11 protein-coding genes are annotated in these 13,272 nt (G+C 57.6%); all 11 read right to left on the minus strand.

Annotated elements, in window-relative coordinates:
* Window position 1: 1 nt before the first annotated feature.
* The 11 genes from mraY to leuO all read right to left on the minus strand — a co-directional run bounded on the left by mraY (window position 2) and on the right by leuO (window position 12,779).
* On the minus strand, window positions 2–1,084 hold the full coding sequence (gene mraY / locus DW58_RS02420; RefSeq protein ID WP_024548581.1) for a phospho-N-acetylmuramoyl-pentapeptide-transferase: 1,083 nt from the start codon (window positions 1,082–1,084) through the stop codon (window positions 2–4).
* Entirely contained in the window at window positions 1,078–2,436 is a 1,359-nt protein-coding gene (murF, locus tag DW58_RS02425; RefSeq protein ID WP_024548582.1) for a UDP-N-acetylmuramoyl-tripeptide--D-alanyl-D-alanine ligase, read from the minus strand. Before murF ends, mraY begins: the two co-directional genes overlap by 7 nt.
* On the minus strand, window positions 2,433–3,920 hold the full coding sequence (gene murE, locus DW58_RS02430) for a UDP-N-acetylmuramoyl-L-alanyl-D-glutamate--2,6-diaminopimelate ligase (RefSeq protein WP_029696419.1): 1,488 nt from the start codon (window positions 3,918–3,920) through the stop codon (window positions 2,433–2,435). The genes murF and murE overlap by 4 nt, the downstream gene beginning before the upstream one ends.
* Entirely contained in the window at window positions 3,907–5,673 is a 1,767-nt protein-coding gene (locus tag DW58_RS02435; RefSeq protein WP_024562436.1) for a peptidoglycan glycosyltransferase FtsI, read from the minus strand. Before DW58_RS02435 ends, murE begins: the two co-directional genes overlap by 14 nt.
* Window positions 5,674–5,692: 19 nt before the next feature.
* Window positions 5,693–6,064, minus strand: a complete 372-nt coding sequence (ftsL, locus tag DW58_RS02440; protein WP_024548848.1) for a cell division protein FtsL — start codon at window positions 6,062–6,064, stop codon at window positions 5,693–5,695.
* Entirely contained in the window at window positions 6,061–7,002 is a 942-nt protein-coding gene (gene rsmH / locus DW58_RS02445; RefSeq protein ID WP_024548847.1) for a 16S rRNA (cytosine(1402)-N(4))-methyltransferase RsmH, read from the minus strand. The genes ftsL and rsmH overlap by 4 nt, the downstream gene beginning before the upstream one ends.
* 3 nt (window positions 7,003–7,005) lie before the next feature.
* Entirely contained in the window at window positions 7,006–7,464 is a 459-nt protein-coding gene (gene mraZ / locus DW58_RS02450) for a division/cell wall cluster transcriptional repressor MraZ (RefSeq protein WP_024548846.1), read from the minus strand.
* Between the two features lie 565 nt (window positions 7,465–8,029).
* Window positions 8,030–9,034: a catabolite repressor/activator gene (gene cra, locus DW58_RS02455; protein WP_024548845.1), complete on the minus strand. Its 1,005-nt coding sequence runs from the start codon at window positions 9,032–9,034 to the stop codon at window positions 8,030–8,032.
* Between the two features lie 179 nt (window positions 9,035–9,213).
* Window positions 9,214–9,705, minus strand: a complete 492-nt coding sequence (ilvN, locus tag DW58_RS02460) for an acetolactate synthase small subunit (protein WP_024548844.1) — start codon at window positions 9,703–9,705, stop codon at window positions 9,214–9,216.
* 2 nt (window positions 9,706–9,707) lie between these two features.
* Entirely contained in the window at window positions 9,708–11,432 is a 1,725-nt protein-coding gene (gene ilvI, locus DW58_RS02465) for an acetolactate synthase 3 large subunit (RefSeq protein WP_024548843.1), read from the minus strand.
* Between the two features lie 402 nt (window positions 11,433–11,834).
* Window positions 11,835–12,779 (minus strand): transcriptional regulator LeuO, encoded by a 945-nt coding sequence (gene leuO, locus DW58_RS02470; protein ID WP_024548842.1) that lies wholly within the window; start codon window positions 12,777–12,779, stop codon window positions 11,835–11,837.
* Window positions 12,780–13,272: the final 493 nt, after the last annotated feature.

Below are 13,272 nucleotides of genomic sequence, written 5' to 3' on the forward strand. Positions count from 1 at the left end.
GTTAACGCACCTTCAGGGTTGCCAGGCCAATCAGCACCAGCATCAGCGAAATAATCCAGAAGCGCACGATGACGCGCGGCTCCGGCCAGCCTTTCAGTTCATAGTGGTGATGAATCGGTGCCATACGGAAAATACGCTGGCCGCGCAGCTTGAACGAGCCCACCTGCAAAATAACCGACAGGGTTTCCACCACAAACACGCCACCCATGATCACCAGCAGGAACTCCTGACGCAGCAGCACCGCGATGATGCCCAGCGCGCCACCCAGCGCCAGCGAACCGACGTCGCCCATAAAGACCTGCGCCGGATAGGTGTTGAACCACAGGAAGCCCAGCCCTGCCCCGACAATGGCGGTGCAGACAATCACCAGCTCACCGGCGTGGCGCAGATAGGGAATATGCAGATAGTTGGCGAAGTTCATGTTACCGGTCGCCCAGGCTACCAGCGCGAAACCGGCGGCCACCAGCACGGTGGGCATAATCGCCAGGCCGTCCAGCCCGTCGGTCAGGTTGACCGCGTTGCCGGTGCCGACAATCACAAAGTACGCCAGCAGGATGTAGAACAGGCCAAGCTGCGGCATCACGTCTTTGAAGAACGGCACCACCAGCTCGGTGGCCGGCGTGTCTTTCCCGGCCAGATAGAGCGCAAACGCTACGCCCAGCGCAATAACCGACATCCAGAAGTATTTCCAGCGTGCGATCAGGCCCTTGGTATCTTTGCGTACCACTTTGCGGTAGTCATCGACAAACCCAATAGCGCCGTAGCCCACCAGCACGAACAGCACGCACCAGACGTACGGGTTCGACGGGTAGGCCCACAGCAGCACCGACACCACAATGGAGAACAGGATCAGCAGGCCGCCCATCGTCGGCGTGCCGCGCTTGCTGAAGTGCGACTCCGGACCGTCGTTACGCACGACCTGACCAAACGAGAGCTCCTGCAGACGCGCGATCAGGCGCGGCCCCAGCCACAGTGAGATAAACAGCGCAGTTAACAGGCTGACGATGGCCCTGAACGTCAGATAGGAAAAGACGTTAAAGCCGGAATAATATTTGACCAGATGTTCGGCCAGCCACACTAACATGTCCTGTTCTCCTGTAATGCATGTACTACCTCTTCCATGGCGGCACTGCGTGAACCCTTCACTAAGATGGTGATCGGGGAATGTTCAGCAATAAGCTGCTGCAAACGCGCGATCAGCGCGCGCTTATCAGTAAAGTGTTCGCCATTCAGACTGGCGCTGCTGATGGCTTCGCTGAGGGTACCGACGCTCAACACCCGGTCGATACCGACCGCGTTCGCCGCGTCACCCACCTGGCGATGGCACGCCAGCGCTTCGTCGCCCAGCTCTGCCATATCGCCTACCACCAGCACGCGCGTACCCGGCATCTCGCTCAACACGTGCACGGCGGCGGTCATTGACCCCACGTTGGCATTGTAGGAGTCGTCCAGCAGCAGCTGCGTGTCGCTCAGTTGGATCGGGAACAGACGCCCCGGTACCGCTTTGAGAGTCGCCAGCCCGGCTTTTATCGCTTCACGCGATGCACCAACTGCCATTGCCAGGGCGGTTGCCGCCAGCGCGTTGGCGATATTGTGACGGCCCGGCAGGGGCAGCGTGACGTCGATGCTGCCCACCGGCGTCTGCAGCGTGAACTCGGTGCCGTGTGTGGTCATACGCACGTCGGTGGCGGTGAAATCGCTCTGCGCCGCGTTAGGTGAGAAGCGCCAGGTTTTACGATCGCCAATCACACTTTGCCAGTTCAGCCAGTCGTTGTTATCGGCGTTGATGATGGCGATGCCGTCCGCAGGCAGGCCGGTGAAAATCTCACCTTTTGCCTTCGCAACGCCCGCCAGCGAGCCGAAGCCTTCCAGATGCGCGGCGGCCAGGTTATTGACCAGCGCCGCTTCCGGGCGGGTGAGGCTCACGGTCCAGGCAATTTCGCCCTGATGGTTGGCCCCCAGCTCGATCACCGCATAGTCGTGCTCCGGCGTCAGGCGCAGCAGCGTCATCGGGACGCCGATGTCGTTGTTGAGGTTGCCGGCGGTATAGAGCGTGTTGCCGCACTGGCTCAGAATCGAGGCGGTCATCTCCTTAACGGAGGTTTTGCCGGACGAGCCGGTCAGCGCCACCACGCGAGTCGGCACCTGCTGGCGCACCCACGCGCCCAGCTCACCAAACGCCAGGCGGGTATCGCTCACCACCAGCTGTGGCAAATCGACGTCCAGTAAACGACTGACCAGCAGCGCACCCGCGCCGCTCTCTTTGGCCTGCTGCGCAAAGTCGTGAGCGTCAAACCGCTCACCTTTCAGCGCAACGAACAGACAGCCGGGGGTAATTTTTCGGGTATCGGTAGTGACGTTATCGACAGCCACATCAGCGCCATGACGCTCACCGCGCAGCGCGCCGGCAAGCTGGCTAAGCAGTACGCGGATCATGCCACCACTCCCAGCAGCCGGGCTGCGGTGATGCGATCGGAGTAGTCGAGGCGGCGATTGCCGACGATCTGGTAATCCTCATGCCCTTTTCCGGCAATCAGCACCACGTCATTTTCCTGCGCCTGCATGATGGCGTTGGTCACGGCTTCGGCGCGGCCTTCAACGGCGCGCGCCCGCCCTGCATCGACCATGCCGGCGAGAATATCGTTGATGATGGCTTTCGGGTCTTCGGTACGCGGGTTGTCGTCGGTCACGACCACCACGTCGGCAAACTCTTCGGCAATAGCCCCCATCAGCGGGCGCTTGCCCTTGTCGCGATCGCCGCCGCAGCCAAATACGCACCACAGTTTACCAGTGCAGTGCAGGCGCGCGGCCTGCAACGCTTTCTCCAGCGCGTCAGGAGTATGGGCGTAATCCACCACCACGGTGGGTTTGCCCGGCGCGCTGAACACTTCCATGCGTCCACAGACCGGCTGCAGGCTCGACGCGCTCGCCATCAGCGCATCCAGCGGGTAACCAAGCGCCAGCAGGGTGCCGAGCGCCAGCAGCAGATTGCTGACGTTAAATGCGCCCATCAGGCGGCTGTTGATTTCGCCGTCGCCCCAGCTTGATGAGAAGCGAACGGTCGCGCCGCTGTCGTGGTAGGTCACCGCATCGGCACGCAGCCAGCGGCCACGGCAGGCGGGATTAATGTTGTTTTCCATCGAGACGGCCACCGCGTCGGGCAGATTAGCCAGCCAGCGGTTCCCGACCTCATCGTCGGCGTTGATGATGGCCTGGCCGTAATGGTGGCTGGAGAACAGCTGCCATTTCGCGGCTTCGTACTGCGTCATATCGCCGTGGTAATCAAGGTGATCGCGGCTGAGGTTGGTAAAGACCGAGGCGGCAAACTTCAGCGCCGCCACGCGGTGCTGTACCAGACCGTGGGAAGAGACTTCCATCGCCGCCAGCGTTGCGCCCTGCCCTGCAAGGTTAGCAAGCACTTGCTGTACATCGACCGCCGAGCCGGTGGTGTTTTCCGTTGGGCTGACTTTGCCCAACAGGCCGTTACCCACGGTGCCCATCACGGCGCTGGTTTCGCCAAGCAGCTGCGCCCACTGCGCCAGAAGCTGGGTGGTGGTGGTTTTGCCATTGGTACCGGTAACGCCAATCAGGCGCAAACGGTCAGACGGCTCATCATAGAAACGCCCGGCCAGCGCGGAGAGTCGCTCCGTCAGCTGGCTGAGATAGATAACCGGCACGCCATGCATTTCACGCACTTCGCCGTCGGTCGCCTCGCCCTGCGCGTCCGCGATAATGGCCGCTACACCTTGCGCTATCGCCTGCGGGATATAACGACGCCCGTCCGCCTGATGACCGACTACTGCCACAAAAAGATCGCCTGCGGCAGCCACACGGCTGTCGAGTGTCATCTCTCGCAGCGCTCGCGCAGGTAGCCCGGCTACCCACGGAGCGAGAAGGTCGCGCAAATTACGATCTGCCACCTGTTCCCTCATCTCGATTAATTACAAATTCGTTTTTCTCACCCGTTGCCAGCGCGTCCGGTTCGATGTTCATGGTGCGCAGAACGCCGCCCATGATGGCGCCGAACACCGGTGCTGACACGGCACCGCCGTAGTATTTACCTGCCTGCGGATCGTTGATAACCACGACCAGCGCAAAACGCGGCTGGCTGGCTGGCGCGACACCCGCGGTGTAAGCAATATATTTATTGATGTATTTGCCGTCCGGCCCGACTTTTTTAGCGGTACCGGTCTTGATCGCAATGCGGTAGCCCTTGATGGCGGCCTTGACGCCGCCGCCGCCCGGCAGCGCCACGCTTTCCATCATGTGGACCACGGAGCGCACCAGCGATTCAGGGAATACGCGTTCCCCCGGTACCGGGGGATCAACTTTGGTAATCGACAGCGGGCGATAGATGCCGTAGCTGCCGATGGTTGCGTAGACACGCGCTAACTGTAACGGCGTTACCATTAGCCCGTAGCCGAAAGAGAAGGTGGCCCTCTCTATGTCAGACCACCGTTGTTTTTGAGGATATAAGCCACTGCGTTCTCCGACCAACCCCAAATTGGTCGCCTTTCCCAGCCCAAAGCGTGAGTAAGTATCTACTAACGCCGAGGACGGCATCGCTAACGCCAGCTTTGATACACCGACGTTACTCGATTTCTGTAAAACCCCTGTCAGGGTCAGTTCGCTATAGCGCGCCACGTCTTTAATTTCGTGACCGTTAATACGGTAGGGAACGGTGTTGAGCACCGAGTTTTCCTGCACCACACCGCGCTGCAACGCGGTCATCACCACCATCGGCTTGACGGTGGAACCCGGTTCGAACACGTCGGTGATGGCGCGGTTACGCATCGCATCTTTCGGCGTACCGGCGAGATTGTTCGGGTTGTAGGACGGGCTGTTGGCCATGGCCAGCACTTCGCCGGTGCTTACGTCCACCAGCACGGCAGTCCCGGACTCGGCTTTGTTGAACGCCACGGCGTTGTTGAGCTCGCGGTACACCAGCGCCTGCAAGCGCTCATCAATGCTGAGCGTCAGGTTGTGCGCGGCCTGGCTGTCGGTTGAGGAGATATCTTCGATAACGCGGCCGTAGCGATCCTTACGCACCACGCGCTCGCCCGGCTGGCCGGTGAGCCACTTGTCGAAGCTTTTCTCGACGCCTTCAATCCCCTGGCTGTCGACGTTGGTAAAGCCAATCAGATGCGCGGTGACGCCACCGGAAGGGTAGTAGCGGCGCGACTCTTCGCGCAGGTGGATACCGGGCAGCTTGAGCTTTTTGATGTAGTCGCCGATGTCCGGGTTAACCTGACGGGCCAGATAGATGAAGCGCCCTTTCGGGTTAGCGTTAACGCGGGCCGCCAGCTGATCGAGCGGGATCTTGAGCGCGTCGGACAGCGCTTTCCAGCGGTTATCCAGCGTAATTCCACCGGCATCGTGCAGCTCTTTCGGGTCCGCCCAGATGGCTTTTACCGGCACGCTGACCGCAAGCGGTCGCCCGGAGCGATCGGTAATCATACCGCGCGAGGTTGCCACTTCCTGCACGCGCAGGGAGCGCATGTCGCCCTGCCGCACCAGCATCTCGGGGTTAATAATTTGCAGCCAGGCGACGCGGCCCAGCAAAAACGCGAGCGCGAGAAGAATACAGCCGCACAGCAACGCAAAACGCCAACCGATAAAGTTGGCTTGCTCTTCCTGACGTTTTGGTTTTAGCGTCTTTGCCGCTGCTTTCATGCGTTTACCATGGCTTACGTCATTCCTGTTTTTGAACCACAATGTTTTCCTGAGAAGGATCGACATGCTGCATTTGCAGCTTATCCGTGGCGATCCGTTCAACCCGGCTGTGATCGCCGAGCGCGTTCTCTTCCAGAATCAGGTTACGCCACTCAATGTCCAGCGCATCGCGCTCCAGCACCAGCTGCTCGCGTTGTGCGGTCAGCAGGCGCGTGTGGTGCGCGGTGGTGACGACAATAATGGCGGTAACGATAATGGCGATGAACAGACAGAGTGGCAGTTTCCCCTGACGCAGGAGATCGCTGCCGATCACGCCCGGTAAGGCGTGACGTTCGGTGCTGCCAAGCGATCCGGTGATCCTGCTCAGCGTCTCCGACACTCTTCCGATCATGCCTCAGTCCTCTCCGCGATACGCAGAACCGAGCTACGGGCGCGCGGATTTTCCGCCACTTCTTCTTCGCCCGGCATCAATTTGCCTAACGCCTTCAGCTGGCGACCACCGAGCTTGCTGAGCTGGGCTTCGGTCATCGGCAGCCCGGCCGGCACCTGCGGGCCGCGGCTCTGTTCACGCATAAAGCGTTTCACAATGCGGTCTTCCAGCGAGTGGAAGCTGATCACCGACAGCCGCCCGCCCGGGGCCAGCGCGGCAATCGAGCCTTTCAACGCCTGTTCAATCTCTTCCAGTTCGCTGTTCACCCAGATACGTACCGCCTGGAACGTGCGGGTGGCGGGATGCTTGAACTTGTCTTTGACCGGCGTGGCGGCAGCCACGACGTCCGCCAGCTCTTTGGTACGCGTCATCGGCTGCTCGCGGTTGCGCTCAACGATGGCGCGCGCGATGCGTTTGGCAAAACGCTCTTCGCCAAAGGTTTTCAACACCCAGACAATGTCCGCCTCTTCGGCTTTCAGCAGCCATTCCGCTGCCGACTGACCGCGGCTTGGATCCATACGCATGTCCAACGGGCCATCGCGCATGAAAGAGAACCCGCGTTCGGGATCGTCAAGCTGAGGAGAAGAGACGCCAAGATCGAGCAAAATGCCGTCGATCTTGCCGACGAGATCGAGCTCGCTGACGTAGTCAGCAAGCTGAGAAAATGGGCCATGCACGATGGAGAAACGCGGATCGTCGATCGCCTGCGCGGCGGCAATAGCCTGCGGGTCGCGATCGATCGCGATAAGACGCCCCTGCTCGCCAAGCTGCGACAAAATAAGGCGTGAGTGTCCACCACGGCCAAACGTGCCATCAATGTAAATGCCGTCGGGACGAATGTTCAGACCGTTTACCGCTTCGTCCAGCAGCACCGTGGTGTGTTTAAAAGTATCCATCATGATTTATAGCGATAAATCCTGAAGCCGCTCGGACAAGGCGTCCGATGACGACTGTTCAGCGTCAATATCATCCCTGACTTGTTGATACCAGGTCGTTTCATCCCACAGTTCAAACTTATTGAACTGCCCGACCAGCATCACTTCTTTTGTCAGCCCTGCGTGTTGCCGTAGTACGGGGGCTAAAAGCAGCCGACCCGCGCTGTCCATCTGGCACTCACTGGCATGTCCCAATAACAAACGCTGTACGCGGCGTTCGGCGGGGTTCATGCTCGACAAACGCGACAATTTCTGTTCAATAATTTCCCATTCCGGGAGGGTGTAAAGCAGCAGGCAGGGGTGGTGGATGTCAATGGTGCAAACCATTTGACCCGAAGCGGCCTCAATCAGCGTTTCCCGATAACGGGTGGGCACGGATAACCGCCCCTTACTGTCGAGATTGACTACTGTTGCCCCACGGAACATGTCAGCCTCACCCTTGATGGACCCAAATACCACTTTACCCCACAAAATCCCACCACGAGTTTACGGAGCGGAGGAAAAGCTTGTCAAGACGGCACCCACGCCGACATCGGCAATTGTTTCTGCTTTAACAGGTGATTAAGGCCGGAATTAATACTGCAAAACGGGCGAGGCAAAATTAACGCTATGAATATTTGTAAGAAAATGACGCATAGACAGGGAACCGTTAAAACCAACCTAAATACCACTTACGCTAAATTAGTATTCAGTTTGCGACGCGGGCAGCATTTTAAGCCATAACGCGTCGCGAGGACAGCACCAGATGTTAGCTACCCGCGTTTGACGGGTTCAATCTCTGGTTAGTCCGGCGGGCCGTGGCTCGCGCCCGGATAAATCCATAAATAGCCGACGCTTCATGTGTAACAAAACAATACCAGCGCAATGAATCCTTACGCCTTAAGGGAAATATAACGGGCGTGATGTTAAAAAATATTTAAAGGAAGGATACAAAAATAATCTGCTGCAGATTTGTCGGAATATAAAAAACGGCAGCCAGGCTGCCGTTTATTTATACCCGACTTAAGCTTCCGCGTCGGTAAAGGCTGCGTTTAATGCGGCTGAGACCCGGTTTTGGCTTGCGCGGTTCGTCTAAATTCGCCAACACCAGCTCCAGTACGCGCTCGGCGACCTCGCGATGGCGCTGCGCCACCGCCAGCACCGGGCACTGGATGAAATCGAGCAGTTCGTTGTCGCCAAACGTGGCGATAGCAAGCTCAGTCGGCAGCTGGCCCTCACGCTTGAGCGTCACGTCCATGACGCCCTGTAATAAAGGAAACGACGTAGTGAACAGCGCCTGGGGCATGGGGTTGGTTTCCAGCCATTTTTCAAACAGCTGGGCGGCGGCCTCGCGCTCGTAGCTGTTGGCATAGAGGTATTTCACCTCGCGCGGATCGTCCTTCCAGGCAGCGCGGAACCCTTGCTCGCGCAGGAAACTCACCGACAGCTCAGGCAGCGCGCCGAGATAGAGCACCTCTTTTGCCGGGAACTTGCGCAGCTCTTCCGCCAGCATCTGGGCATCGTCCTGATCGGCCCCGACGACGCTGGTGAAGTGTTCGCGATCGAGGGCGCGATCGAGCGCCACGATGGGGAAGCTGTCGTTGGCCCAACGCTGGTAGAACGGGTGCTCCGGCGGCAGCGACGTCGACACAATGATGGCATCAACCTGACGCTGCAACAGATGTTCGATACAGCGCATCTCGTTATCCGGCTGATCTTCAGAGCAGGCGATCAGCAGCTGGTAGCCGCGCTGGCGGGCCTGACGCTCAAGGTAGTTGGCGATGCGGGTGTAGCTGGTGTTCTCCAGATCCGGGATAACCAGGCCGATAGAGCGCGTTCGTCCGGCGCGTAAGCCGGCAGCCACAGCGTTAGGGTGGTAGTTATGCTCGCGTACCACTGCCATGACTTTCTCAACGGTTTTGTCACTGACGCGATACTGCTTCGCTTTGCCGTTGATGACGTAACTTGCCGTGGTGCGTGATACGCCAGCAAGCCGCGCGATTTCGTCCAGTTTCACAGTTGCCCCTTGCGATGAGTGTGTTATCCATAACCAAAATAAGGTTATAGGGTAAATCCTGTAACATCTAAGCGCAGAAAAGTAACAGGGGCAACCGCTTTTGCGCCAGCGGCAAAGCTTTTGGCGAAAAAAAACCCGGAAACGGGCTCCGGGCTTTATCAGGTTATTGCCGTTTCGCCTTAACGCATGATTTTCTCACCGCGGGCCAGCCCCACGACGCCCGAGCGGGCTACTTCAACAATTTTGGCGACTTCCCGGATGGTTGCCAGGAAGGCGTCGAGTTTCTCGCTGGTACCGGCAAGCTGTACGGTATAGATAGAGGGCGTTACGTCGATGATCTGCCCACGGAAAATTTCCGCGTTGCGCTTCACCTCTTCGCGCCCGTACCCGCTGGCCTGCACCTTAACCAGCATGATTTCACGTTCAACGTGCGCCCCCTGGCCCAGTTCGCTGACCCGCAGCACGTCCACCAGCTTATGCAGCTGCTTTTCGATCTGCTCAAGCACCTTCTGATCGCCCACGGTCTGGATCGTCATGCGCGACAGCGTGGGATCGTCGGTCGGCGCCACGGTGAGGCTCTCTATATTGTAGCCGCGCTGGGAGAAGAGGCCGATCACGCGGGACAGTGCGCCCGATTCATTTTCCAGCAGTACTGATAATATCCGGCGCATAATCAGGTTCTCTCCGTTTTGCTTAACCACATTTCGTCCATACCACCACCGCGGATCTGCATCGGGTAGACATGTTCGGTGCCATCAACCGTGACATCCACGAACACCAGACGACCGTTGCGGACCTGTTCAAGCGCGGCAGCGAGCTTGCTCTCCAGCTCTTCTGGCTGGGTGATGTTGATCCCCACGTGCCCGTAGGCTTCTGCCAGCTTCGCAAAATCAGGCAGGGATTCCATATACGACTGCGAATGGCGGCCGGAGTAGATCATGTCCTGCCACTGTTTCACCATGCCGAGGTAGCGGTTGTTAAGGTTCAGCACCAGTACCGGCAGCTCATACTGCAGGGCGGTGGACAGCTCCTGAATGTTCATCTGGATACTGCCGTCGCCGGTGACGCAGATAACCGTTTCGTCCGGCAGGGCCAGCTTCACACCCAGCGCCGCGGGCAGACCAAAGCCCATGGTGCCCAAACCACCGGAGTTGATCCAGCGGCGCGGTTTATCGAAGGTGTAGTAGAGCGCTGCGAACATCTGATGCTGGCCGACGTCGGAGGTCACATAGGCCTCGCCGTGGGTCAGACGATACACCGCATCGATCACCGCTTGTGGCTTTATGGCGCGGCTCTCGCGGTCCCAGGCCAGGCACTGGCGGGCGCGCCACTGCTCAATCTGCTGCCACCAGTCGCGGATCTCATCCAGCGGCTGCGGCGTCTCTTCCTGGCCGAGCTGCTCAAGCATCTGGGTCAGCACCTGGCGCGCATCACCCACGATAGGAACATCGGCATTCACGGTTTTGGAGATGGACGCCGGGTCGATATCAATGTGCAGCACGGTAGCGTTCGGGCAGTACTTCGCCAGATTATTGGTGGTGCGATCGTCAAAGCGCACGCCCACGGCAAAAATCACATCGCTGTTGTGCATGACCATATTGGCTTCATAGGTGCCGTGCATGCCGAGCATCCCCAACGCCTGACGGTGCGTTCCCGGAAATGCCCCTAACCCCATCAGGGAGGAGACCACTGGCAGGTTGAGTTTTTCGGCAAGCGTGCGCAGCTCCGCTTCGCAGTGCGCATTGATCGCCCCGCCGCCCACATAGATAACCGGTTTCTTTGCCGCCAGCAGGGTCTGCAGGGCGCGCTTGATCTGCCCCTTGTGGCCCTGAGTGGTCGGGTTGTAGGAGCGCATGCTCACGGATTCCGGCCACAGGTAAGGCAGCTTGTTCGCCGGGTTAAGAATATCTTTTGGCAGATCTACTACCACCGGCCCCGGACGTCCGCTGGCCGCCAGCCAGAAGGCTTTTTTCAATACGCCAGGAATGTCTTCGGTCTGTTTCACCAGGAAGCTGTGCTTTACCACCGGGCGGGAGATGCCCACCATGTCGCACTCCTGGAAGGCGTCATAGCCAATAAGCGAGGTCGCCACCTGCCCTGACAGCACTACCAGCGGAATAGAGTCCATGTAAGCCGTTGCAATACCGGTGATAGCGTTGGTGGCGCCAGGGCCAGAGGTCACCAGCACCACGCCCACCTCGCCGGTGGCGCGGGCGAGGCCGTCGGCCATGTGTACCGCCGCCTGCTCATGGCGTACCAGCACGTGATCGATCCCGCCAACGGTATGTAGCGCATCATAGATATCGAGGACCGCGCCTCCGGGGTAGCCGAATACCTGCTTTACGCCCTGATCGATAAGCGATCGGACGACCATCTCGGCTCCTGACAACATCTCCATGGTTTGCCTCCAGGCTGTTATTGTTATTGACGGACTGCGAAACGCATCTCCGCACTGTCTCGGGCCGCAGGCCATTCATCCTGCGCTATCGTTGTTATCATTGCTTTAACATAACCGCTCAAAATCTGGCAGGCAATTGGCAGCTTGCCGCGTGCAGGCGCCCTGCCCCGTTGCCGCCAGAGGTAATAAGCAGCATGAACCGAGTTATCTATAAGAAATAAGCAAAAGTAATGACAGAAAATGTTATGAATGCCGACGAGCGTAGCGTTAATGCAAATTTCTCGGGTTTAACGCAGCGCGGCAACACGCCTTAACGAGTACTCAGCATAAAAAACTACTTAATGAATCTCAGATAGCAAAAAACCGGGGAATACCCCGGTTTGCACAGAAAGGCCGCAACGGTTATTTACGACAGATAGTGGTGAGTAACTCTTCCATCCACTGATGCCCTTTATCCCGGCCTGCTGCTTCATGCCAGGATAAATAGCAGGTCCGGCTGTTAAGCTTCAGCGGCAGCGGGCTTATCTTCAGGTGCAGGCTGTCGACAAACTCCTCGGCAAGCCAGCGCGGCGCAATGGCCACCAGCTGGGTCTGGGAGACCACATTTAATACGCTGGTCATCGCCATCCCCTGATAGGCAATACACGCCTGCTTATCCGGCGTGTCATACCAGGGCAAACTGAATGAGGCGAATCGATCTAATGAAACCACCGCGTGTTGCTCGTTATAAACATCGCTTTCACGCATCGGCATGGTCATGCGCGGATGCGTCTGGCTGCACACCAGCACCATTTCATCTTTAAACAGTGGGACGCAGGAAAACTCGGGACGACGAAACTCATCATAGCCAATAACAAATTCCGTCTCCTGATAACGCAGCTGATGCTCAATATTCTGATTCAGACAGGATTTAAATATCAGGTGAATGTTCGGGGCAATATCGCGAATACGATTATATATCAGTGAGGTTAATAAATTATCCAGCGGGCTGCAGACGCAAAGATTAAACTGGCGCTCGCTGCTGATGGGTTCAAACCCCGACCCAGGCAGTTCGTTTTGAATAAGCTGTAACGCCTGGCGCACTGAACCAAACAGTTTATAGGCCCTCGCCGTAGGCTGTATGCCACGCCCATAGCGGACGAACAGCTCATCGTTGAACATCACCTTAAGACGGGCAACGGCGTTACTTACCGCAGGCTGCGACATCCCCAGCTGGTGGGCCGCGCGGGTGATGTTCTGCTCCTGCATCACCGCATCAAACACGGTAAGCAAATTGAGATCCACCATCCGCAGCTGCGACTTGATCTCTTCCTGAATCGGGTGCTGCTCATTATGATCTTCAGACATAGTCCACTCCACTGATCGACTTTCTTCCCTGGCCAGCAACGCACTGACCTTGCCATTAACACCGCGTCGCGCATACTTCCATCGCGACGGCATATCTCTAAATAATTTCTGAAACCGCTAACGGCCTGCGGTTAAGCAGGCTGAACAGAGTGAATGAAAATGGCGGCACTACAGTAATGAACTGACACTTCACGCTGTTTAGCTGACGCTAAATACAGGCAGCGCTAATAATCAATTTCATTATATATTGCGGCTCAACAATCAGCCCTGTGAATACCCAAAGGTGAATAACTGCGGAATGCGGTAAAACGCGTCATTACATAAAGGAAGAGTATTAAAGCATTATACCCATCCAAATAACATATAGTTTAATTCTTATTTTTTCCTGAATACGGAATAATAAAAAAGAGCATTTACAACGCCTTTGCTGGCCTCGAAGCCGGATTTTTAGATATCGCTTTATTTGCACTTTTATCCAGAAGATTCCCCTGAA

Origin of the sequence: Siccibacter turicensis LMG 23730 (assembly GCF_000463155.2) — a bacterium.
Taxonomy (GTDB): Bacteria; Pseudomonadota; Gammaproteobacteria; order Enterobacterales; family Enterobacteriaceae; genus Siccibacter; species Siccibacter turicensis.

Excerpts from the sequence above, each read along its gene's own strand:
- ilvN (WP_024548844.1), bottom strand. The coding sequence starts at position 9,705 with ATGCGCCGGATATTATCAGTACTGCTGGAAAATGAATCGGGCGCACTG.
- mraZ (WP_024548846.1), bottom strand. The coding sequence starts at position 7,464 with ATGTTCCGTGGGGCAACAGTAGTCAATCTCGACAGTAAGGGGCGGTTA.
- ilvI (WP_024548843.1), bottom strand. The coding sequence starts at position 11,432 with ATGGAGATGTTGTCAGGAGCCGAGATGGTCGTCCGATCGCTTATCGAT.
- rsmH (WP_024548847.1), bottom strand. The coding sequence starts at position 7,002 with ATGATGGATACTTTTAAACACACCACGGTGCTGCTGGACGAAGCGGTA.
- mraY (WP_024548581.1), bottom strand. The coding sequence starts at position 1,084 with ATGTTAGTGTGGCTGGCCGAACATCTGGTCAAATATTATTCCGGCTTT.
- ftsL (WP_024548848.1), bottom strand. The coding sequence starts at position 6,064 with ATGATCGGAAGAGTGTCGGAGACGCTGAGCAGGATCACCGGATCGCTT.
- leuO (WP_024548842.1), bottom strand. The coding sequence starts at position 12,779 with ATGTCTGAAGATCATAATGAGCAGCACCCGATTCAGGAAGAGATCAAG.
- DW58_RS02435 (WP_024562436.1), bottom strand. The coding sequence starts at position 5,673 with ATGAAAGCAGCGGCAAAGACGCTAAAACCAAAACGTCAGGAAGAGCAA.
- murF (WP_024548582.1), bottom strand. The coding sequence starts at position 2,436 with ATGATCCGCGTACTGCTTAGCCAGCTTGCCGGCGCGCTGCGCGGTGAG.